This window comes from Lewinella sp. 4G2, from assembly GCF_001625015.1.
In the GTDB taxonomy this organism is placed as follows: Bacteria; Bacteroidota; Bacteroidia; order Chitinophagales; family Saprospiraceae; genus Neolewinella.
In genome coordinates, this window is sequence record NZ_LVWJ02000019.1 from 438,367 (window position 1) to 461,661 (window position 23,295).

At 55.7% G+C, this 23,295-nt stretch carries 18 protein-coding genes; 9 read left to right on the forward strand and 9 right to left on the reverse strand.

The features are described from left to right. The first annotated feature begins 316 nt into the window (after positions 1-316). The 3 genes from A3850_RS18825 to A3850_RS18835 all read left to right on the forward strand — a co-directional run bounded on the left by A3850_RS18825 (position 317) and on the right by A3850_RS18835 (position 2,579). Positions 317-685, forward strand: a complete 369-nt coding sequence (locus tag A3850_RS18825) for a BlaI/MecI/CopY family transcriptional regulator (RefSeq protein WP_068220898.1) — start codon at positions 317-319, stop codon at positions 683-685. Then, positions 682-1,995 carry a M56 family metallopeptidase gene (locus A3850_RS18830; protein ID WP_068220900.1) on the forward strand — a complete coding sequence of 438 codons (1,314 nt, stop codon included), beginning with the start codon at positions 682-684 and terminating at the stop codon, positions 1,993-1,995. Before A3850_RS18825 ends, A3850_RS18830 begins: the two co-directional genes overlap by 4 nt. 80 nt (positions 1,996-2,075) lie before the next feature. Continuing rightward, complete coding sequence (locus A3850_RS18835) at positions 2,076-2,579, forward strand: DUF6702 family protein (protein WP_068220903.1); 504 nt, start codon at positions 2,076-2,078, stop codon at positions 2,577-2,579. Positions 2,580-2,635: 56 nt separating this feature from the next. Here A3850_RS18835 and A3850_RS18840 read toward each other — a convergent pair whose 3' ends face one another. Beyond that, complete coding sequence (locus A3850_RS18840; RefSeq protein ID WP_068220907.1) at positions 2,636-4,156, reverse strand: S8 family serine peptidase; 1,521 nt, start codon at positions 4,154-4,156, stop codon at positions 2,636-2,638. A 331-nt stretch (positions 4,157-4,487) separates the two neighbouring features. Here A3850_RS18840 and A3850_RS18845 point away from each other — a divergent pair, with 331 nt between their 5' ends. Together A3850_RS18845 and A3850_RS18850 are read left to right on the forward strand one after the other, a co-directional pair. Further along, a complete protein-coding gene (locus A3850_RS18845; RefSeq protein WP_082921964.1) occupies positions 4,488-5,642 on the forward strand; it encodes an OmpA family protein in 1,155 nt (384 codons plus the stop codon). Continuing rightward, entirely contained in the window at positions 5,639-6,871 is a 1,233-nt protein-coding gene (locus A3850_RS18850) for a M14 family metallopeptidase (RefSeq protein WP_082921965.1), read from the forward strand. The genes A3850_RS18845 and A3850_RS18850 overlap by 4 nt, the downstream gene beginning before the upstream one ends. A gap of 14 nt (positions 6,872-6,885) precedes the next feature. On the opposite strand, the gene A3850_RS18855 is transcribed toward A3850_RS18850, so the two are convergent. Both A3850_RS18855 and A3850_RS18860 read right to left on the reverse strand, forming a co-directional pair. Next, positions 6,886-7,929 (reverse strand): hypothetical protein, encoded by a 1,044-nt coding sequence (locus tag A3850_RS18855; protein WP_068220917.1) that lies wholly within the window; start codon positions 7,927-7,929, stop codon positions 6,886-6,888. Between the two features lie 18 nt (positions 7,930-7,947). Continuing rightward, positions 7,948-9,312, reverse strand: a complete 1,365-nt coding sequence (locus tag A3850_RS18860; protein ID WP_197494117.1) for a c-type cytochrome domain-containing protein — start codon at positions 9,310-9,312, stop codon at positions 7,948-7,950. A gap of 337 nt (positions 9,313-9,649) precedes the next feature. Here A3850_RS18860 and rpsP point away from each other — a divergent pair, with 337 nt between their 5' ends. Continuing rightward, positions 9,650-10,351, forward strand: coding sequence for a 30S ribosomal protein S16 (gene rpsP, locus A3850_RS20535; RefSeq protein WP_068220923.1), 702 nt, complete (start codon positions 9,650-9,652; stop codon positions 10,349-10,351). A 113-nt stretch (positions 10,352-10,464) separates the two neighbouring features. Here rpsP and A3850_RS18870 read toward each other — a convergent pair whose 3' ends face one another. Then, positions 10,465-11,496, reverse strand: coding sequence for an FAD-binding oxidoreductase (locus tag A3850_RS18870; RefSeq protein WP_068220926.1), 1,032 nt, complete (start codon positions 11,494-11,496; stop codon positions 10,465-10,467). 73 nt (positions 11,497-11,569) lie between these two features. On the opposite strand from A3850_RS18870, the gene A3850_RS18875 reads away from it, so the two are divergent. Beyond that, a complete protein-coding gene (locus tag A3850_RS18875) occupies positions 11,570-12,757 on the forward strand; it encodes a class I SAM-dependent rRNA methyltransferase (RefSeq protein WP_068220929.1) in 1,188 nt (395 codons plus the stop codon). A gap of 68 nt (positions 12,758-12,825) precedes the next feature. On the opposite strand, the gene A3850_RS18880 is transcribed toward A3850_RS18875, so the two are convergent. Next, the gene (locus A3850_RS18880; protein WP_068220932.1) at positions 12,826-13,116 is read right to left on the reverse strand and encodes a hypothetical protein; all 291 of its coding nucleotides are present in this window, start codon (positions 13,114-13,116) and stop codon (positions 12,826-12,828) included. Between the two features lie 238 nt (positions 13,117-13,354). On the opposite strand from A3850_RS18880, the gene A3850_RS18885 reads away from it, so the two are divergent. Then, complete coding sequence (locus A3850_RS18885) at positions 13,355-15,292, forward strand: sodium:proton antiporter (protein WP_068220935.1); 1,938 nt, start codon at positions 13,355-13,357, stop codon at positions 15,290-15,292. An 86-nt stretch (positions 15,293-15,378) separates the two neighbouring features. On the opposite strand, the gene murF is transcribed toward A3850_RS18885, so the two are convergent. From murF to A3850_RS18900, 3 genes are all read right to left on the reverse strand, one after another. Beyond that, positions 15,379-16,713, reverse strand: coding sequence for a UDP-N-acetylmuramoyl-tripeptide--D-alanyl-D-alanine ligase (gene murF / locus A3850_RS18890; RefSeq protein ID WP_068220938.1), 1,335 nt, complete (start codon positions 16,711-16,713; stop codon positions 15,379-15,381). 160 nt (positions 16,714-16,873) lie between these two features. Beyond that, positions 16,874-18,388 (reverse strand): SUMF1/EgtB/PvdO family nonheme iron enzyme, encoded by a 1,515-nt coding sequence (locus A3850_RS18895; protein WP_068220941.1) that lies wholly within the window; start codon positions 18,386-18,388, stop codon positions 16,874-16,876. Positions 18,389-18,750: 362 nt separating this feature from the next. Next, complete coding sequence (locus tag A3850_RS18900) at positions 18,751-19,362, reverse strand: hypothetical protein (RefSeq protein ID WP_157501455.1); 612 nt, start codon at positions 19,360-19,362, stop codon at positions 18,751-18,753. Between the two features lie 179 nt (positions 19,363-19,541). Between A3850_RS18900 and A3850_RS18905 the strand changes: the two genes are divergently transcribed. Continuing rightward, a complete protein-coding gene (locus A3850_RS18905) occupies positions 19,542-22,070 on the forward strand; it encodes a penicillin acylase family protein (RefSeq protein WP_068220947.1) in 2,529 nt (842 codons plus the stop codon). A 100-nt stretch (positions 22,071-22,170) separates the two neighbouring features. Here the strand turns inward: A3850_RS18905 and gcvT are convergent, their stop codons facing one another. After that, complete coding sequence (gene gcvT, locus A3850_RS18910) at positions 22,171-23,283, reverse strand: glycine cleavage system aminomethyltransferase GcvT (protein WP_068220950.1); 1,113 nt, start codon at positions 23,281-23,283, stop codon at positions 22,171-22,173. Positions 23,284-23,295 lie beyond the last annotated feature (12 nt).

Sequence of the window (23,295 nt, forward strand, 5' to 3'; positions counted from 1 at the left end):
TTGCCAAGCTTTTACGGGCAGTATTTCCAACAATAAATTCCCCGAAATCACGAGGCCACTTCCCTGATTATCGGCTAACACCTAGCGGGGCGGGGCTTCCCCCCGTTTGGGTTTAAGGGTAGGCCCAAGTAAAAAGATGGCTCAAAAGAAAATTGAAAATAAATATCGAAATGGCCATAAAAGAGCGGAGGCTTTACCGAATGTAGCCATTTCTGACCTGTTCCGATCATAAAACGACATCAATTACAGCTATTTGAGTTTCAGACACTTGCAACTATGATGACTTATAACGTAATTTTACGTTAAGTAACGAATCATGAATAAATTAACCACGGCTCAGGAGGAGATCATGCACCACGTCTGGTCGCTCGGTGAATGCACGGTGGGCGACGTCCGCGCCAGCGTTGCAGAAGCCAAGGGAGGCAAACAGCCTGCGCACAGTACTATTTCTACACTGATGCTTGCCCTCAAAGAACGAGGCTTTCTGCACCATAAGGCCTACGGGCGCACCTTCGTCTACCGGCCTGCCATTACGCGCGAGGCGTACGGCAGCCGCTCCCTGGCTGGTCTGATCAAAAACTTCTTTGGCGGCTCCGCTTCCCTGGCCGTCAGCAACCTTGTGAAACGGGAAAATCTTGACCTGGATGAGCTTAACGCCCTCGTCCGCCAACTCGAAGAAGAATGATGGACTACCCCGAATTCCTGTTGCGGCTGTCGGTCGTTTGGGCCGCCCTGATCGCTTACCACTGGATCGCTCTGCGCCGGGCACCGTTCCGTACGCAACGCATCTACTTGCTGTTCGCCACGTTCGCCGGCTTGGTGATCCCCACGCTACCGACGATTTCGGGATCTGCCGTACTTCCCATACTCGTGCCCATCCAAGAAGCCTTTTCCTTCACGGTCGTGGCGGGTGAGAACTTGATTACGGCAAACCCGCAATCCATCATGCCATCGTTCTGGGTGATCGCGTATGCGTCTGGCGTTCTTTTCCTTTTGGCGCTGTCGCTGGTGCAGTGGTGGGGACGGAGGCGGTGGAATGCGACTGGAGACCAAGCCTCCCACGAAGGATATCAACTGACCATCCATCCCGACATCCCCAGCCCGTTCACCCTCTTTGGGCGGATCTACCTGCCACAGCGTTTGGTCGGGACATCGCTAGGCGATACCGCACTACTCCACGAAACATCGCACCTGCGGCAGCGCCACCACTACGATGCGCTGCAGATGCAGATGCTGTGCACGCTGCTATGGTTCCACCCCCTCAGCTGGATACTCCGGAAGCTGCTGAGCGACGTCCACGAATACGAGGCGGACGCGCAGGTCATCAAAACCATTCCCCGCAACGCTTACGGGCTGCAGCTATTGCGCGCCAGCCAGACATCGGGCTTCGCGCTCGGCCTATTTTCTTCACCACTTAAAAACCGTATTAACATGCTTACGAATTCATCACCCCGCCGTAACCGCCTCGAACTGGCCATCCTACCCTTATTGTTGGGGCTGCTCACCTTTACCTGTAGTGACGTGATCGCTCAGGACGCCCCAATTAAAGCCGTTGCCGTCAGTGCCGCCGGTGTGCCTCACTTGGCTAGTCTTCCCGAAGATGCTACGGATGAAGAAGCTCTACGCGCATTCATGAAGGCCGTGTACAGCGAAATTCGCTACCCGCAATCGGCTCGCAACTCCGGTGTCGAAGCCAGAATCTACCTATCCATGTCCGTAAGCCCGGACGGCAAAGTGCGCCAGTTTGAAGTGACGGACCGGGGTAACGGCCCTTCCTTCGGCGGCGACAACATCGTCGTGATCGGCTACGGAGATAAGGGTGCCGGCGACGCGGGAGAGCGTAATAGCGAATCGTTGATCGCTGAGGTCCGTCGCATGGTTTCCTACCTCAATCAACAGGGCGGCTTCAAATACGAAGACAGCGGTTACGCCGACGTCCCCGTGACCTACGGCATCAGCTTCCGCTTCAAGTTGGAGCCCGAAGAGGATGAATAGTTTACGGATTCGTTAATCCAGCCAGACCAGATCAACCCGGCCACCACGCACGCGTACCTTTGCGGTACAACCCACCCGCCATGCCCCTGCTTGCTTTACTTTCTGCCTTGCTGCTCGGCTTCAATGCCCCGGTGCACGAATACCACATCTCAAAGACCAATATCCGTTACGTAGCCGAACGGCAGCAGGTACAGGTGGAGATGCACCTCTTCGTAGAGGATCTGGAAAAGGACATGATGGCCTTCGGCGCTCCGGCCGGCCTCGAGCTCGGGACGGAACTGCAACACGACCAGGCTGAAACCCTATTAACACAATACCTGGCCGATCACTTCCGCATCAACTGGAACGGCGATGACCTACCCTTAGAAATCATCGGCTACGAACTGGAGGATGACCTCCACGGGTTTTGGGTCTATCTCGCCGCGGAGGAGGTGGCTCCACCCACCGAAGTTGAAGTAATGACCTCCCTCCTCACCGAGACTTACGCCGACCAGAAGAACATCGTCAAGATCTACAACGGCGAAGAACGGGGCGCGACATTGTTGATGTCGAAACAGCGCAGTGTAGGGAGGTATAGTCTTTAGTCTGCAGTCTGTAGTCTATAGTCTGGCACTACAGACTACAGACTACAGACTAAATACTAATCCACCGCCGCCGCCGCATCAACAATCCCCCAACCGAAATTCCGATCCCGGCTCGGGTAGATGGAAGCGGCCTGCTTCATCCGGTTTAAGACTTGACTGCGTGACTGGCCCGTATTCGTAGCCCACACCAGCGCGGCGATACCGGCCGTTGTTGCCGTTGCGGCGCTGGAGCCGCCAACGTAACCCGGTGTATTGTTGTAGCGGCTTAGCGTGAGGCTGGTCCGATCAGTAGCGTTGCGGCGTTGCATGACGGCTACGAAATCTACTTTGCTACCATCGTGGCAAGTGTTACAACGTTGGAGGGGTGAGCCGTCCCGCACGCCCGTCACGGCTACTGTCCGGCTGAGGGAAGCGGGGAAGATGACGCCGTACCAGCTCGTCCAACTCAGCGAAGTGCCGGCTGCGGCGAAGATCATTTTGCCGCGGTTATACGCGTAGTCGATTCCGTCTTCCACCGTTCCGCTACTGAATACGTCACCGATGCTCATGCTGATGACCTTAATGTTGGATTGCTGCCCGGCATTGACGAGGGAATTCTTCACGCCCCGCTTTTCGCGGCTGTTGTTGACGATCACGTCGCTCGTGCCGCGGTAAGTCCGCAAGTTGGCTTTGTACGCTACCCCGACGGTGGCGCCACCACTACGGCGGGGGCCGGCGGCCAGTCCGGCCATTTGGGTGCCGTGGCCACAGCGGTCATTGGGGCCGTCAGTAGCGCTACTCCACCAGTTCGGGCGGTAGTAGCCCAACTTGCTAATGGACCGGCCCGTACTGTATCCGGAACTGAAATTTCCGTTCAGATTTGCTTGCTCAGGGTAGGTACCGCTATCAATCACGGCGATGCCGATGTTGTCGCCCTGGCTCGTGTTCCAGGCCTGCTGGATGTTCATGTAGCTATAGTTCCACGGCACTTTTGCTCCGGGGGTGATCGTGGTGTAATCCGCGCTGTTGATGTTATTCGCCGGGGCTTCGGAACAGCCGGACCCGGAACGGAGGGAAATATCTCCGCCTTCGTAGTTGCTGGGTTCGAGGTAGCGCACGTCGGGGCGGTTCCGGAATTCATCCACCAGGCCGGCGTGCAGTAGCTTCACCTCGATGAGTGGAAGCACGCCGTCGTCCTCTACCAGCAGCAAGTCTTTTTCGGCGATGGTTTCCCCCGTAAGTCGTTCGTGGGCGGCGCGGAGGTCCGCGACGAGTTCATCACGGGTTTGCTTCCAGTCGCCACGGCTTACGTCGACGAGGTGGATTGTCTCCTTCAGGTTATCGTAACCGGCTGGTTGGTAGCCAATTACGGCGTGGTGCTCGCTCAGGTCGAGGGCACTCCACAGCATATTGCTGGGTGCTTCATTCCAGTCGAAGGGGCGGTCCGTAGCGTGCAGGTGGGCCTCCACGGCAGCGTTGATCTCGGAGCGGCTGAGCTGCTCGTCGGTGGTTTCGTTTTGGGGTGCGACGGTCGTCAAGTCATCATCACACGCAAAAAAGGTGAGCGCCAGGGCGCAGCAGAGTAAAATCTTTCTCATGATCGAATAAAGGTTTGGTTTGGGGCGCCCGGGCGCTGCCGCAGGTGCCCCAGAAATGGGCTAGAAAACGTAGGTAACGGATGGCAGGCGGACCAGACCCAGTGCAACGGAAGCAACGAAAACCAAATGATTGATCGCCACCAGAGCCTCCTACCAATTATTACGGCTGTAATATAGCAAGGAACTTTTCTTTTCCATGATTTCGGACTCAGGAATAAAGAATTGAGCCATCTCGATAGTGCGCTTCAAAAAAGGAACGGACCGCTAATTTGATACCACGAAGACCGATCCGCCTTCACTTACCTTTGTGGCCGACAGTTGAACTTTCCCCATGCGTATTCTTCCAATGGCCTTGTTGCTTTTCCTGGTAGCGCTCTGCAGCCACTCAGCCAGCGCGAACGAAACGACGCCCACTACGCTGGCGGCGGGTATGGACTACGGCGGCCCTACAGACCTAAGAAAGGACACCGACGGAGACGGCATCCGGGACCGCGATGACGACTGCCCTACCGAAGCCGGCCCCGCCTCAACGAACGGCTGCCCCGATACCGATGAGGATGGCGTCGCCGACCACGAAGACGAATGCCCCAATCTACCAGGTACCGAAGCCCACGCCGGTTGCCCCGACCGCGATCGCGATGGCCTCGTTGATAGCCTCGACCGTTGCCCCAACCACTACGGCCCCGCCCGCTTCAGTGGCTGCCCGGATACCGACGGGGACGGCATCGCTAACCCCGACGATAAGTGCCCCCGCGAATTTGGCTTGGCCGCCACCAAAGGCTGCCCCGACGGTGACGGGGATGGCATTATCGACCGCCGTGACCAGTGCCCCGGGGAATACGGGCTCAAAAGATTCCAGGGCTGCCCCGATCGCGATAACGACGGCCTACCCGACGAAGCCGACCGGTGCCCGGATCTGCCAGGCAACCTCATCACCGGCTGCCCCGACGCCGACGAAGACGGCACCAACGACGCCGATGACGAATGCCCCGACGAACCCGGCCCCCTCCGCGGTTGCCCCGATACGGACGGAGATAAGGTGGCCGACTGGGAAGACAATTGCCCCCGCAAGTCCGGGCCCGCCCTCAATGGTGGCTGCCCCGACGTACAGTTCCGAAGGCTGAGCCCCAGCGCCCTGGAACAACTCCGCCTCATCGGAGAAAACATTAAGTTCGAAACCGGTTCCTCCGAATTAAGCGCGGCCAGTAGCCAGGAGATCCTGGATCTGGCGGAGGTCGCCCGTCGCTACCCTAATCATACCTTGGTCATCAAAGGCCATACGGACGACGTGGGGGACGACGAAAAGAACACCCGCATCAGCCAGGAGCGAGCCGACGCTTGCCGGGACCTTCTCCTCGCTTACGGCTTTCCGGAAGACCGCGTACGGGCCGTCGGCTACGGCGGCAGCACCCCCGTGGCGGACAACTCCACCGCCGCCGGCCGGGCCCGCAACCGCCGGGTAACCTTTGAACTCCTGGAGCGATGATGCGCCACCTCGCGATCGTGCTTTGCCTCTGCGCCTGCCTTTTAGGCTGCAATCGAACCGCCCGGACCTACGACTTTCCCCGACCGGTGGACACCAACGATCAACCCACTGATATCCTGGAGGGTAAAGCTTGGAATTTGGGCAATGGCATCAGCCTCAGCACCAATTTTCCTTCCGCTCGGCTTACGGAGGTGAAAGTAGCCGCTCCGGGCCTCATCACCGGTTTCGTTCCTGGGGAGAACACGCCCATTAACGTCAGCCCCTGGTACGCTTTCCTACTTTCTTCCGCCGTGGATACCACCCTCCGGGTACAACTTGGCTATCCAAATACGGCCTACCACCGCTACTGGCCCAAACTGAGTAGTGATGGTGACACCTGGATGAGGATCGATAGCACCAGATTTCGAGTGGCTCCGGACAGTAAACTGGCCACGCTTACCCTGAGATTGACTGCAGGGCAGCCACTTTGGGTAGCCGCTCAGGAACTCCACGATGTCCGCCGGGTCGAGACATGGATCGAGAAAATTGCACGCAACCCCAACGTAAGGGTGGAATCCGTCGGAACTAGCGTTGGCGGTCTGTCGCTTCCCAAAATCACTATCCGTCGTCCGGGTGGTTCACCGCGGCGTACCATTGTTGTTTTGAGCAGACAACACCCACCGGAGGTGGCGGGCTACCTGGCCATGAAAGCCTTTGTAGAGGAGCTACTTGCCGACCCCAGGTTTTCAAATTTTATAGACCGATACCAAGTGCTGGTCTATCCACTCCTAAATCCGGATGGCGTCGAGCTTGGCCACTGGCGCCACAACCGGAATGGCGTAGACCTTAACCGGGACTGGGCCTTCTACCGCCAACCCGAAATCCGGCAGGTAGCAGACGACATTGTCCGGACGGCTCGCAAATCAAAGGCTCCCGTCGTGTTGGGTTTGGACTTCCATTCTACCTGGAAGGATGTGTATTACACCCACGACGATTCCGTACAACCACCTTCCCTACTTGGCGATTTTAAGGACCGCTGGTTAAACACCATTGAGACCGAAATCGGAGGCAACTTCAAGATCAATGAAGAAGCGGAGCCCATCGGCAGACCTACCTCCATGAGTTGGTTCCGGACTCAGTTTAACGCCGAAGGCATCACTTATGAGATCGGAGACGATACACCACGGGACTTCGTCCGCCGGAAGGGTCAGGTTTCCGCGCGGGCGCTCATTACGGAATTGATGAAATAGCCCACCAAGTGATTCTATACACGTTTGAGCCGGACTGGATGGGTCCGTCCGGAGTACCATTGCGGGACGTAGAGGTTACCATCTTCGTCGGCACAGACGTCGTGGGGGTTCATGAAGGTTTCTCCATCCCAATTAACGTCGTTGTAATTATCCAATCCTACTGGTGATGATCCGCCGGGGAGGGATAAAACGTTAAAGTCTTTGTCCAGTATGGCCACCATCCCATCGTAGTGCCACCAGCTGGTGGTGACGATCACAGCGAAGAGGGTTTCGGCGCCGGAAATGACCGGTCGGCAAATTTGGAGGCCGGGTAGTTCGTGGGTTTGCAGGTGCTCACCGTTCAGGCTCCAGCGTTGGAAGTTCTGGGCGGCACGGCTGGTAATGAGTAGCTCCGGGGTGCTCCGCCGCTCGTCTAAGGTGATGCCGTGGCAGCAGTCAAAGTGGTCCGGCCCGCCGAAGGAATTTACCAGTTTGCCCTGGCCATCAAAGTGGAATATGAGGTTAGTGCCGTAACCATCCGCCACGTACACGTCTCCGTTACTGGCAACTGTTGTCTCCGTGGGTTTGAATTGCTTTCCTTCCGGAATCAGGTCGTCTGGTACGTCCAGTTCGCGAATAAGTTGGCCGTCCAGCCCAAGATTGATAACCCGGCCGCTTTCGCTGTCCGTAAGCCAGAAAGTCTGGTCGCTCCCCTCCCCTGCTTTAGTGAAACCATGTGGTTCGACCAACCCGTGTTTGAAGGAATCGAGAATCTTTCCATCCTTATTATAGACGAGTACGTCCGCCTTTTCGCTCACGGTGGAACACACCAGCCGCCCGCGGCTATCTAGGACCATTTCGTGGCAATGCATCACTGGGTGAGCGGCGGTATTACCTGAGTTCCACTTCAAGTCTGCTTCGTAGGTGAAATTACCGTGGCCAACAATTCTGCTGGGAGGTGCTGTTTTAGTCGGCGTTTTCTCTTCCTCGCAGGAAGAGTAAGCCAGGGGCAGCAGAGCGGCGGTGGCACCCAGACCGGCTTTGCGCAAAAATTGGCGGCGATTATCAGGCTTAGGCATACGTTCTTGACTAGTTATTTATTTAGACGTGGGCGCGGCAACTGGCTGGTATCCAGTATTTACGGCAATACTTGGATGAGCGGCGGTGAAAGCTTCCACGGCGGCCGGGCTCACCCCCGTCTGCCACAGATAGACGCGCTTTAGTTTCGGGTAGTCCGCCAGATGCGTAAAAATGTCATCCTTCACTTGCGTTCCGTAGAGGTTCAGGCTTTCGAGATGCTGGAGCTCTTTTAGTTGCTCCACGGTGCTACCAGTTACCTGCGTACCGTTCAGGCGCAGGCGATTCAGGTTCTGGAATTGGCGCAAGGGTAGCAGGTCTGCATCGGTGACCGGCATTCTATCCAGGCTGAGGTAGACGACCTGGTCGGCGGCCACTCTGGCGAGTTCACTGATGGCTTTGGGGCTGGTGCTTTTACCGGGCTGCACTTTTGCTTCCAGAGCGCCTCCCTTCGGTTGCAGGGAACTGAGCGACCATTCCAAACCAGCGAGTTCTTCCATTTCCTGGGCGCTCAACGCGGGTGCAGTGATCGTTTCGACGAATAAGCGCGGGCGTAGGTCCAAACCATAATCCCGTTGGAGGAGAAGCTTAATGGATTCGGGCGTATCCCTTGGGTCGAATGTAAAGAGGGTGTCCGCTCCCTGATCAATCCAATACTTCAGCAGCTCTATCTCCGTATAATCCCACGGATCACCCTGGGGGGGCATTGCTTTGGCATTTGAGGAAGGCAGGGTGACACGTTTGGTCCACAGGCTCCCGAACGCATTACCGGGGACGAACAGGGGGCCAGTATCTCCGCCCAAGAAGGCAAAGTGAGGTTCATCCATCCGCAGGCCTCCATTTTGCTTCTGATCGTTGTGGCACTTCGCGCACGTTTCGGTGATGGCCGGCTGGAGGAAGGTGTGGTAAAGGTTGATGGAATCGGTATTGACCGTCTCCCAGTCGCGAATAGTCTCCGCCTCTCCCTCATGGCCGGCGATGCGTTGAACGATTGGCGGAGCGTGTTGGAAGAGGTATTCCTCACCGTGCGTCAGGTTGCCGCCCTGGTGACCGGCTAAGCCGAGGAGGCCGGCTACTACTATTCCGTAACCCTTAGCCAGTTTACCCCCCTTATGCGTTAAGAACACTCCAGCCACGGCCAGTACGGCTACGCTGATCCCTAACCATCGGTGCCAAAAGAGGGTATCTCCCCCACCACTCTCTTCGGCCAGTAACCAACCGAATAAGGCGGCGGCCACCGCGGAGGCGGCGCCGAGTACCCAGGCTACGCGGATGGCGGGCCTGGCTTTACTGCCCGGCCACCATTCCAGAACGGCCGCTAACAGCAAAAAGCCGATCGGCAGGTGGACGACCAAAGGGTGAAAGCGGCCAAAAAAAAGGCTCAAATCGGTTAGTAAAACGGGTGGCATGGTGAAATTCTTAGCCCTAAGGTATTAAACTTTGGGGCAAGCACTCACCTACCCCCACACAGTTTATTCCTTGGCATTTAGGGGCCGGAACCACTTTTATGTCGGTCCGCAACCCAAAAGAAGCGATCCATATTTTCCCCATTGCATCATACCCGCGGAAGCGCCCAAGTGGACAGTGAAAAATTTGCAGCAAAGACTCAATGCTTACTTGCCGGCGTAAGGGTTGCGCCTTAACTTTGCGGGTCCAACGACAAAACCGACCGCCCCTTCAGGGAGGAAATCGGTACTTAACTAACCTAGATAATTTGTCCTTATGCCAGTTCGTCTCAGACTCCAACGCCACGGTCGCCGCAAACGTCCCTTCTACCATATCGTAGCCGCTGACTCCCGCGCCCCCCGTGACGGTAAGTTCATCGAAAAGCTCGGTACTTACAACCCAATGACCACCCCCGCTACGATCGATCTTGATCGCATGGCCGCTTACAAGTGGCTGACGAAGGGTGCTCAACCCTCTAACACCGTAGCCGCCATCCTCCGCTTCAAGGGAGTGATGTACTACAAGCACCTCATGCGGGGTGTCGCTAAAGGTGCCCTCACGCAGGAGCAAGCCAGCGAGAAGTGGGTAGCCTTCATCGAAGGAAAAGAAGGCGCCGCCGAAGCCGCCCGCCAGAAGGAAGCTCAGAAAATTGCTGACTTCCACACGGCCATTGCCGGTGTCGCACCCGTCATCGAAGAGCCCGCTCCCGAAGAAGTTGCAGTCCCAGCCAACGCCGAAGAGCAACTCACTACGCCCGACGATCAGCCCGAAGAAGCTGCCGCTACCGAAGCCGCCGTTGCTGAAGCTACCGGCGAGGGCGTAGAAGCTGCCGCTACCCCCGACGCTGAAGTTGAAGCCGCCAAGATCGCCGGTGAAGCCGTCGCCGAAGCCGAAGCTGCTGCCGCCGCCGAGGAAGGCCTCAAAGCCGCCGAAGAAGTTGCCCCCGAAGGCGCTTCCGACGTAGAGAAGAATGCTTAATCCAAGCAAAACTCACAATAAAGAGCCCCGCTTGCCAACTGGTGAGCGGGGCTTTTTCTTTGGCTTGAGTACCTAAACAGTAGCAGGTAGCTGATTGAGAATTCAGGGAGAAGCTACTTCGATGAATCCCAAAAGCGATTGACGTCTACCTCTGCGGGAATCGCCTGATTATTGGTGATAAATTCAAACAACCACTTGCTGCCCAGGGGAGCCAGCGAAGCGCCCTTCGTTCCCAAGCCATTGAGGATTAATAGTCGCTTCTTTGCCGGATGGGCACCGATCATCATCCGGCGGTCCCGAGATGTTGGGCGCACGGCAGCGGCGTGGGAAATGATCTCGTAGGGCACGGTTAGCACTTCGGATAATCGATCCTCCAGAAACTTCCGGTTAGCAGCAGTTGGCGCATCGTCCTCAAACTGATTTTCACTAGTCGCTCCCACCCAGTAAAGCTCCTCCTCAACGGGAACGAGAAATACCCGGTGCTTAAACATTCGATCCAGTTGGGGTGCGTCGGTCTTCACGAATAAGACCTCCCCCTTGTTACCGGAATGGCCGGCGAAAATGAAGTAGGGGTTATAACGAGCCCGCCAACCTTCGCAGAAAATGATACGGTCGTAGCGCTCGAGGTGTGCCGGCACCTGGTCATATTCGAAGGTGCCAGCGGTAAACCGCCTATCTCGCAAAAGGTACGCGCGGTAATCATTCACCAGGTTTTTTACGTCCACCCGTCCGGCTTGCTGAACGCCGCAGTAGGCAAAGACGGGTGCAGTAATTTCGGGAAGCTGACCCAGAGCCGGGTCGTCGTCCATATACGCTACGTAACCCTCATCCGCGGACCGCACCTCCCAGTCATTAACATCTCCCCGATTGTACAGTGTGCGAATCAATGGTTGCGGATGCCAGTAAGTGCGCCCGAGTAAATTGGATATCCGACCGTACAAATTGATGGTCTCGGGCAAGAGCTCATCGATCTTCCAACTCTTGACGAAACGGCGCCCCGTAATGGGGTTAATGATGCCCGCTGCGATACTACTGGAAGCGGTCTGACCCGGTGCATCCATGAAGTTTACGTCGTACCCGGCTTCCGCTAACCGAAACCCCAGCAGCGTCCCCGCCAACCCCTGACCAACAATAAGCATCTTCATGGACCAAAGGTAGCTCAATGCTGAACTGCAGACTAAAGACTATAGACTACAGACTAAATCCTACCTTCGCCCCATGAAAACAGTGACCCTGAGCAAAGGCAAGGATGGAGCCATCCGCCGCCGCAACCCCTGGATCTTTTCCGGCGCCATCAAACGGGAAGATAATGGCATTGAAGACGGAGAATTGGTGGCCGTAGATGCCATCGACGGGGAGCGCCTAGGGTTTGGCCATTACGCCACTGGAGGTATTCGTGTCCGACTGTTGGACTTTGGAGAGCACGAACTTCCGATCGAAGAACTGCTACGGGATCGCCTCGAGGATGCCATTGCCTTGCGTAAACAATTAGGCCTGAGCGAAGACCCACTCACGAATGCCTACCGCCTGGTACACGCAGCCGGTGATGGCTTGCCGGGCCTCATCGTGGACCGTTACGCGTCCGTAGCCGTCATCCAGTGCCATAGCGTGGGGATGCACCTGCTCAAGGACACCATTGCGGCCCTCCTGTTGGAATTACTTTCTGGCACCATTACTACCGTTTACGATAAGAGTAGTAGCACCCTACCGGGCCACTACCAGGCAGAAAACGGGGTACTGGCGGGTGAAGAACTTACCGAACTTGTCATCCTGGAAAATGGCCGTCGTTTTCGCGTCAACGTAGCCGACGGGCAGAAAACCGGCTTCTTCCTGGACCAGCGCGACAACCGGTGGTTACTCGGGAGCTACGCCGAGGGCAAAAAGATCCTCAATACGTTCTGCTACACCGGTGGTTTCTCCGTGTACGCACTTTTGGGCGCCGCCGCGCAGGTGCAGAGTGTGGACCTGAGTGGATCGGCCATCACGCTGACGGAGGATAACGTTTCACGAAATGGTGACTTCGATCCCGGCCGCCACGAAGCCCACGCCGCCGACGTCATGGAGTGGCTAAAGGAGCACGCCGCGGACCAGGATTACGACATCATCGTTGTCGACCCACCGGCCTTCGCAAAGAACAAGCATAAGCGCCACAAAGCCGTCCAGGCCTACAAACGGCTCAACGCCAGGGCGATGAAAGCCATTAAACCAGGTGGGCTACTTTTTACCTTCAGTTGCAGCCGCGTTGTGGACCGGCAATTATTCTACGATACAATCGTCGCTGCGGGGTTGGAATCCGGGCGGAATTGTCGTGTACTCCACCACCTTTCGCAGGGGGCGGACCACCCCGTCAACCTCTACCACCAGGAAGGGGAATACCTGAAAGGCTTAGTCGTGAGGGTTGATTGATTAGGCTGGGCAGTCGGATTAGTCCGAGCTTAAGTCAATGCTGCAAGTATTCCGATTACCAGTGGCTCTTACCCCAGGAAGTAGGAGAGTAGCTGCTCCAGTTCCTTACCGATCGTCGTTCCCGGGTTTTGCCTTCCGGAGCGGGCGTACCAGTAGCTGGCGTTAGCCTGGTCACCTTCCATGCGGTGTAAGAATGCGTGGATCCAGGCGAGGTCGATGCCGGGTTCCCGATCAATCAGGTCGTGAGCTTTCTCCCAGTTGGAATTGCAGAGCCACCATAAAGCAGCTACGGCAAGCGAGGAACCAGCGGGTGGGGAGGAATCGTTTTTAAGGGAAAGATCGAATTCTGTTCGTTGCACTAGGTATAGAGCTTCGCTATTAGGCGTAGCTGGACAAATATAGTGGCTGGCCTGCCGGCTACCGCGCTTATTTTCAGTGTGCAACCTTCTAACCTGAATGGTAGTAATCAGCCGGGAAGAGATAAACTCTTGCCGCAAGATATCATCCTTGGTGTGTGTTCCGCGAGTAGTATATTGCTTCGGAAACTTAAACCTCGGAGTACTAAGCCGCAAGGCTACTCCCCTTCCCCCCCGGATTATGTACGAAATTGGAGGACTCATCATCATTGGTATTCTCGCGCAATGGCTGGCCTGGCGCTTGCGAGTACCCGCAATCCTTCCACTAATCCTGGCGGGGCTCTGCGTTGGCCCGGGCTATGAATGGTACACTGGTCACGCCTTACTGAGCCCCACTTTTGACCCCGATGCCGGTACTGGATTATTCCCAGGGAACCTGCTGTACAGTTTCGTTTCCCTGGCGATCGGCCTCATCCTATTTGAGGGTGGGCTGACGCTGAAGACCTCTGAAATAAAAGGGTTGACGAATAGTATTCTGCGGCTCTCCACCTACGGAGCCTTTACCACGACGATTGTGGCTGGCTTTGCGGCTCACTTCATTATTGGGTTGGATTGGCAGATAGCCTTTCTGTTCTCCACACTGATTGTGGTGACGGGGCCAACGGTGATTGCGCCCATCATGCGGCAGATCAACGTCAAGCGGCAGATCTCTACTATTTTGAAGTGGGAAAGTATCGTCATTGACCCGGTGGGGGCATTCCTGGCCGTCCTCTTCTATAAGTTCATCATCGCCTTCTACGAACCGGACGCTACGGTCCCTGAAGCCATTATTGAATTCGCTCGTTCGGGCCTCGTCGGGATCGGACTGGGAGCGACGCTAGGTTATGGGCTTTACCTCTTGATCACTCGCCTCTACGTGCCCAAGTTTTTGCTCAACGTATTTACCCTGGCTGCAGTGATCGGAGCCTTCTTAATGTCGGATGCCATCGCTCACGAAAGTGGCCTTTTGACGACGGTGGTTATGGGTGCCTTCTTAGCGAATCGCGATGTTCCTTTCTTGCACGATATTCTGGACTTTAAGGAGAGCCTTACGATCCTGCTTATTTCCATGCTTTTCATTTTGCTCTCGGCCAACATTACCGTGGAGCAGATCATGCTTGTCCTGGAACCTAAAGTCCTGGCCCTCTTCCTCGTCGTCGTTTTCGTTGCTCGTCCACTGGGTGTATTCTGGAGTCTGGCTGGTTCGGATCTGGATTGGCGGGATAAAGCCTTCATCAGTTGGGTTGGCCCACGAGGTATTGTTGCCGCGGGTGTCGCCTCCCTTTTCGGTCTGGAATTAGCTGAGCGGGGTATTGCCGGGGCGGAATACATCACTCCCTTAGTATTCATGATCGTCCTCGGAACCGTTTTGCTGAACGCTACGCTGGCTGGCTTCCTCGCCAAAAAGCTACGCGTCAGCCTTCCTAAGGGAAGTGGCATCGTCATCTTTGGTGGTGGGGAAGGTGCCCGTGAACTGGCCGTTTCACTGGAGGGTAGTGGCCGCGATGTCACCATCGTCACCGATAACCAGGCAGCGGCAGATACCGCTAGGGATGCTAACCTGGCCGTAGTGGAAAGTGCCGTGAATACGGACGATTTGGATAAGGTGCTGGACCTTACCGACGTAGGCTACATCCTGGCCATGACGAGTAGTGATGAGGATAATTTCTACATCACGAATAACTACCGGTCGCGGGAAGGCCTACGCGGCATCTACCGATTGATCACCCGCAAAGAAGTTATGCGGCACCGTTATTCCAAGCGTTCACTGTTTAGCCATTTCGCTAGCTACTTGATCTTCAACCGGACGGCGCGCACGAATAATGGCCACCACGTCTACCCCATTCATGATCCTAAATTGATTGATGAAGCCCTCGAAGCCATCCGCTCCGTCAAGGCCATTCCCCTTTACCTAAAATGTGCCGCGTCGGGCGACATAACCTTCATCGGTGCCGATATGGACGATCTGGAGGCCTCCGTAAATGACGAACTTTACTACCTCGGCCCTAAGGTGCACTTGGGCGATCTGGTGGACCGAGTAGACGAACCTGATGCTACTACTGCCCCACCTGTAAAAGCCGAAGTAGAGCCTGAAAGCGTCACCGTAAAACAGGATACAACGGGAGAGATTATCGAATAGCCACTAACTAGAAGCAGGCGGCATTATACTTGATCTGCACTATCCGACGATCTTACGAATAGATATAGGCTTACTTTTCGTTACCGTTACTCTTTCGGCGCTATTTCCAGCAATCGCTCCAGCTTGTTACCCCGGCTGCCCTTGACGAAAACGGTTTGCCCAGACCAATCCTGCTTCCAAAACCAAGTAGCTAAGTCATTGCTATTCTGGAACCACGGCCGTTCAAATTCCCGGGCTGGTTCGCGCATGGCTTCACCCACCAAAGCTACCTGCCCGGCCACCTGTCCCGCTCGAAACGCAATGCGTCGGTGGGCTTCCGCGCTGGTGCTACCTAATTCTAACATCTCCCCGATCACTGCGGTGGCTGCACTGAATTCAATTTCTTCCCCGAACCCATTGAGCGCTGCCATTGTACTGGAAGGGTTCGCATTGTAGGCATCCCAGTAGAACTTTACCCCACCTTGCTCCATCCACTGGCTACGATGGTTTTCGGAGCGGTATCCAGCAAGCGCCGTGGCGATCTCCCGCCCGGGTACTTTAAAGTACTTACCTACCGCAACGGCGGCCTTTACGTTTTGCAAATTATGGCGCCCACTTAGTTCGACGTCAACCGTCAATGTTTCACCGTGTCCGGAAAGGAATTCTACCCGGATGTGGGGATGTAATTGTAGCACCTTAATCTCCATGGCGGCCACCTCCTTGCTGGGCGCGTCACTCTCGCGGAAATATATGACCCGTGCGTTGGGGTCGACCATTTCCGAAAGGTATTCCTCATCCTCGTTGACAAAGCAGACGCCGCGCTGAGTCCCCAAGTAATCGAACAGTTCTCCCTTTCCAGCAATGACGCCAGGGATGCCACCGAATCCCTCCAGGTGCGCCTCCCCGATGTTAGTGATCAGCCCGTGGGTAGGCCGGCCGATGACGCAGAGGTCTGCAATTTCCCCCTGATGGTTGGCGCCCATTTCCAGGATCAACATTTCCGTTTCCTCCGGAGTGGACAGTACGGTGAGGGGAAGACCTAAGTGGTTATTGTAATTACCCGGCGTAGCGTGCACCCGGTATTGCCGGGACATCACCGCGTTGATCAACTCCTTCGTCGTCGTCTTACCGTTACTTCCCGTAATGGCCAGCGTGGGCATGCGCTGCTGCTTTCGGTGAGTGATGGCCAGCTCCTGGAGCGCGGCCAGGCTATCTTCCACCAGCAAGTAACGCTCGTCTCCGGCGGGGCATACCTCCGCGTTGTCGACAATCACGTAAGCGGCCCCTTGCGCCAGTGCTTTCGCAGCGTAATTGTTACCATCTACCTGCGTCCCCACAAAGCCGACAAAGAGGTCGCCACCACTAACCTTCCGGCTATCAATCTGAATATTCGGATGCTTCCGATAAGCGGAATACAGTTCGGACGGGTCCACATATTTCATGGGCTTAAAGATACACGGGGTGGCTAATTTCGATCTTCTTAACCAGCGATTTTATCTCGGCGCCGAGCCACATTAAAGGCGACATACTTTTGATGCTTGCACAAAAAAATCCCCTTCGGTATTGGTAGCCGAAGGGGATTTTCACTGCTCATATTAAAGATTACCGGCGCGAGCGGCGGCGCTGTTTCTTGGCATCTTTACCGAAGCGGTTCTTCTTACCACCGGAGGCTGCTTCTGCTTCACCGCCAAGGTGAATCATTGCACAACGGAACCCGACGGAACGGCTCGCCTTGTCTTCGTCCATGAAACGACGCGTACCAGGGCTGAGCCAGTAGGCACGGTCGGCCCAAGAGCCGCCTTTGTAAACGCGCGCTTTGTCGGAGATCAAGGTGTGCTCGTTCGTAGCGTAGACAGCTTCGGACTGCTCATCACCATCCAGGTAGTTGAAGGGGCGGCCAGTCTTGTAGTTGTCCCGCTGAGCGGCCTCTTCGTCCGTTACGTACTCGTACTGGAGGCGGCCAAGGCTATCCTTCTCCGCGATCTTTCCGGTTACTGGGTCACGCTTTACGTTCTGGAAGTTGTTACCCCGGAAGGAGTTGAGATCGTGGTTCTCGAAGTCATTCAGCGTCTGCGTGGTGAGCGGACGGTAGAGGTCAAGTACCCATTCGTTGACGTTACCGGCCATATTGTAGAGACCGAAGTCATTCGGGTAATTCTCGGTAACGGGGGTAGTTACGGAAGCGCCATCATTTGGCTTACCGGCAATACCCATATAGTCACCACCACGGCGCTTAAAGTTGGCGTACATCTGGCCCTGGTAACGATCGTGGCGCTGGTAACGAACGCCCGTGCCAGACCAGGGGTAAACCCGGCGGTCGGTGTAGTTCTCGTCCTTTTCGTTTTCCTGGAGGCCCTGAAGGCCGAGTGCGGCGTATTCCCATTCTGCTTCGGTTGGCAGGCGGAATTCAGGCTGGAGGATACCATCTTCCCAACGTACCTGGCGGTCACCACCGGTACGGTAGTCCTTGACGCCCTTACGGATCTCAGGTTGGTACTGGCCAGTTGTGTAGGCATCGGTAACGAACACGTTTTCGTCCTTCGGCGCGGGGTTCGGATTGATGATTCCCTTGTCGATCAGGATGGCTTCGTTTACCCGGTCCGTCCGCCAACGAGAGTATTCGCGGGCTTGCGTCCAGGTCACACCAACTACGGGGTGGTCCTTGGTAGCGGGGTGGCGCAGGTAGTTTTGTACGTAGGGCTCGTTGAACGAAAGTTCATCGCGCCATACCAGCGTATCCGGAAGGGCATTCACGTAAACTTCGGGGTAGGATTCACCGTAAGCGAGGCGCGTCCATTCCAGGTACAACAGGTAGTTATCATTGCTGATCTCCGTCTGGTCCATGAAGAAGGTAGAGACCGTTACGCGGCGGGGAATGTTATCCCAGTCGTAAGGCACATCCTCTTCGGTGAAACCCATCACGAAAGAACCACCGGGGATCAACACCATATTGGGCGGTGTTTCCTGGCCGTCGTAGTCTTTCTTGGATTCATACCCACCCCAATCGGTATCGTTCATCTTCCAGTTGGTCGTGGAGTCGCGGTCATTCCGCCCACAGGACGAGATGAGGAGCACGGCAAGTGCGAAGAGAGGGGTTGCTTTTAACCAGTAATTCATAGAGCTGAGGTAAGCCGATTATTCAGATTAGGGGCCGCAAATATAACGCCAATTCAGCACCCAAAGCGGGGCTTAACGTTTGCCGGGCGGCCACGCTAAGGTAAACCCTTATTCCCATCCGTCTATTGTGCGTTAAAGCTTAAAGTTTCCGCACCGCTGTCGGATTTGAACGCCCTGACTATCTGCGCAGCGTACTGCGAGGCGCTGCCGCAGGTGCAAAGTTTGTGGGGACGGGAAACCGAGCCTTGGAGTGATGTAGTAGCTGACTGTAATAGGGACAACCACCAAGATCCGACCGGGAGTGGGTTCGGTCGGACGGTCACCTCAACGCTTGTCAATAGTGCAGACGACTAAAGACCAACTTAGATAGTCCGTGGCCCTTGAGTCCGTTTGTTGAGTTCGTCCTGAAGCTGGCGGCGGAGATTCTGCTCCACTTCCAGCCGGCGGCGTTTAGAGGTTTCCAATTCCTCCGTCAGTTTGGCGGCTTTCTCGTTGGCTTCCGTTGCCGTGCCCGTAGCGTAGCGCATGCGGAATAAGGCTAACAGCAATGCACCAAAGAGCACGAGGATGGTCGTCCACATGATCGTGCTGTAGGTATCCTTGGAGAGGGGCATTCCAAGTAGGTTAATGCTTTCCTTGTCTTCCTCCAGACCGACGATCGTGCCATCACGCTCCGCAATGCTGGCCGTCTGCTCCTGAATCTTACTCGCCTGAGTGGAAATAGTAGAATTGAGCTCCTTAATTTCCGTAGTGTAGGTGCTGATGGAATCCTGCACGTTGGCCATAAATGCCCGCAAGAATGGTTCTCGGACCACCTTATAAGTTTGGAAGCGATTCGACACCCGCAACATCTCATCGAATTGCTTTTGCAGGGAAGCCGAATCCGCCCTGGCAGGATTACCTACCTGAGCGCTTACGTTAACACTGACTAGGAGCAGGAACGCTCCGAGTAATATGGAGAAAAAATTACGCATCAATCTTTAGTCTTGTGGGATCTAGGGCGCCCGTAGCGCCAAGGCTCAAAGATACTTAGCCCGAATGGCTAAACGTGGCCCGGATTACAATTATTCCCGCATTATAGAACAAAGCCAGCCACGGACCACTATCCATTTCTTATCCGACAAGCAATGGCCCCGCCGTACCTTGCTTACCTATGAAACTGCCAGCACTCGTACTCTCCATATTGCTACTTTTTCTCTGGGTGCTGGTCGGCAGCGCGGAAGGCATCATGGGGTCTCCCTTACCCCGCTTGGGTACATTTTTCAACCCACCGACCGGCTTCTGGACGAATGCCGCTACGGCGGATTGGACGAGAGGTCAAATTTCCAAAGTTCAACTCGAGCATCCACTGGCAAAAGGGACGATCTTTTTTGATCGGCGGGGTGTACCACACATTTTCGCGAACACGCTCAGCGAAGCCAGTTTTCTCCAGGGTTACGTACACGCCGCCGACCGGCTGTGGCAAATGGACGTCAGCACCCGCGCTACGGATGGTACGCTGAGCGCCGTCCTTGGGGACAGAACTTACGCGCGGGACCTTGACCAAATCCGCAAGGGTTACCGGCGGAGCGCCCAACAGGAAGTAGATACCATCTACCAAAATTTTCCGGAGGATGCAGAACAGATATCCGCTTACAGCGCAGGCATCAACACGTATATCAACCAGTTAGCTCCTTCGGACTACCCCGTAGAATATAAGCTGTTGGGCCACTCACCACAAAAGTGGTCCCCTTACCGGACGATGCTTCTCCTCAAGGGGATGTCGCAGGCGCTTAGCAGCAGATTTGCGGACGCCGAGCGAGCAGCTACGGTTAAAACCCTTTCTCCGGATACCTATCGCCTACTGTACCCCGATCATTCCGCGGGTGAAGAGCCCGTCATTCCTGACGCTTCCTCCGTTGCCCAATTACCTAAATCACGAAAGGGCCAACCTCAACCGGTTGGCAGGTTCAGCTCAAATAGTGAGGTTAAGCCCCAGCCCCTTTTCTCTGCACCTGCGGCAGCGCCCCAGAACATATCTGCCCCGTCCAAACCACTACTTGCAGATCTTCATACATTTCCACACGCCTTCACGCTAATGCCACCCGACCCCGGAAATGGATCGAACAACTGGGCGGTGAACGCAAGACTATCCAACACCGGCTACCCTATGCTGGCCAGCGACCCGCACTTAACGTTAACCCTGCCAAGTATCTGGCACGAAATCCAAATCCACCTACCAGAAATGAATGCGCGGGGCGTGAGTTTGCCGGGTTCCCCGGGCATCATGATTGGGTATAATGACCATATCGCCTACGGGGAAACCAACGTTGGGCAAGACGTCACTGACTGGTTTAAAATTGAATGGACGGACGAATCCCGCACTGCATACGTGCTCGACGGCGCAACCGTTGCGGCCGAAATTGTGCGCGATACGCTGTTTGTAAAAGGCCGCGAGGTTGAGATCATCGAAACGCCGTATACCATCTTCGGGCCGGTTCCCTACACGGAGGGACCCTACGCTGACCACGCTATGCGCTACCTGGGTCACGTAGCAGTCGGTGGTCAGCAGCGTAAACACAGCAGTGTTGGCACCTTCCTACAACTGATGCGAGCGGAAGGGCATGCGGACTACGAAACGGCGCTCCGCGGACACGTAGACCCAGCCCAAAACTTCGCCTACGCGGATCGTTACGATAACATTGCCATGCGGCCAAATGGATTCTTTCCCGTCCGGAGTAGCGGAGATGGAGGCCGCCCCTACGACGGAAGCGTTTCGGCTAATAACTGGCGGGGATTCATTCCTTTTGAGCAACGGCCCGGCCAACTTAATCCTCGACGGGGGTTCGTTTCTTCGGCTAACCAGGTCACGACCGGGCCGGCCTTCCCCTACCCTTATACCGGTAAATTTGCGCAGTACCGAGGCCGCTACATTAACCGCCACCTGGAGCGTGAAGGGGTGATGAATCAACGCTCCATGAAAGAACTGCAGTTAGACAGCCGCTCGCTACTCGCCGAGGAGTTGACGCCACTGCTACTGGCGCGCTTGAACCGCAGCCAACTGAGTGACGACGGGAAAAGATTACTACGCCTGGTAGCTGACTGGGACTATGACTACCAAGGCAATAGCCAGGCCACTACTGTATTCGAGCGATGGAAAAATCGCGTCTTTGAACTCACTTTTGATGAATTAAAGGCGGAGGATCGCGACTTCCTCCTACCGGGAAAGCGTGCCTGGACTCAGCTGATCCGCAAACAACCGCAACACGAAATTTTTGACATCGTCGCTACCACCGAGTTTCGGGAAACCGCCGCTACGTTAGTACAACGTGCTTTTGATGAGATCCTGGAAGGTTTAGAGGGCGGCGAACCCGAAGAATGGGCCGTTGTCCGCAATAGTCGGGTAAGGCACCTAGGGGCCATCCCGGGGCTCGGCTCAGACCTGATCACTACGGCGGGCGGAGGCACTTCCCCACGCGTGCTCCGGGGAGGCCACGGCGCGAGTTGGCGAATGGTCGTTGAACTCGGGAAATATCCGCGGGCCTGGGGTGCCATCCCCGGTGGGTCTTCCGGACATCCCGGCAGCGAAGCTTACGATAATGGATTGGAGGACTGGACCAACGGGCGCTACCACGAACTCGTACGGTGGCGAGACTGGGAAGAGGCGGAGAACAAATCCGTAGGCCGTTGGGAATTTGAGTAGGTCAGCATTGCCGTAAACGCTTAGTTAATCTCACCAACACAAAAGGCCAGTCGCGGATCTACTGCGACTGGCCTTCTGCGAGGGCTGTAAAGTTTTGACGTTAAGGCAGAAATGGAAGCTTTACGACTTCCGCCTCCATCGTTTTACGGCCAAGATCAACCTGAATTTTCGTGCCCGGCCGGTGATTGCCAATCGCTACGTAACCCATACCGATGGGGTAATCGAGGCTGGGTGCATGGGTGCCACTAGTGACTTCCCCAATTGGATTACCTTCCGCATCTAGTAGGCCGTGGCCATTTCGGGGCGAACGCCGACCATTGACCTTGAAGCCTACCAGACGGCGACCGAGGCCGGCTTCCTTTTGTTGGACGAGATGATCCTTACCCACAAAATCGTCTCCCGCCAGTTTGGTGATCCATCCAAGGCCCGCCTCCAGTGGCGTGGTCGTATCATTAATGTCGTTACCGTAGAGACAGTAACCTTTCTCCAGCCGAAGGGTATCGCGCGCGCCGAGGCCGCAAGGTATCAGACCTTCTTCTTTTCCGGCCTTGAGGATGGCGGACCAAACTTCGGTAGCTTTATCCGCTTGGAGGTAAAGCTCAAAGCCACCCGACCCGGTATACCCCGTGGCGGAGAGAATCACATTGTCTACTCCAGCCAGGCTCCCCCGTTTGAATTGATAGTAAGGGATAGCAGTTAGGTCATGCTGCGTCAATGTTTGAAGGATAGCGGTCGCCTTTGGACCCTGAACGGCAAGGAGCGCCGTATCCGCGGAGATGTCAATCATCTCAGCACCGAATGTGTTGTGCTGCTCAATCCACTGCCAATCCTTTACGATGTTACCAGCGTTCACCACCAGCATGTAGGCGGGGTGTTCGCCAGACATACCCATCTTAGGGTTGGGGGGAAGACGGTAGACCAGGAGGTCGTCCACAATACCACCTGCAGGGCGAGGCAGGCAACTGTACTGCGCCTGCCCTTCGGCTAGCTTATCTACGTCGTTACTGGTCACGTACTGAACGAGATCCCGAGCACCAGCTCCGCGGATGATGAACTCGCCCATGTGGGAGACGTCAAACATTCCCGCAGCTTCCCGAACGGCTTGGTGTTCCTCCTTAAGACTAGTATAGGTAAGGGGCATTTCGAAGCCCGCAAAATCGACCAGTTTAGCACCAAGTTCCCGGTGGACGTTCGTAAGGGGAGTAGTTTGCATAATGACGTATTT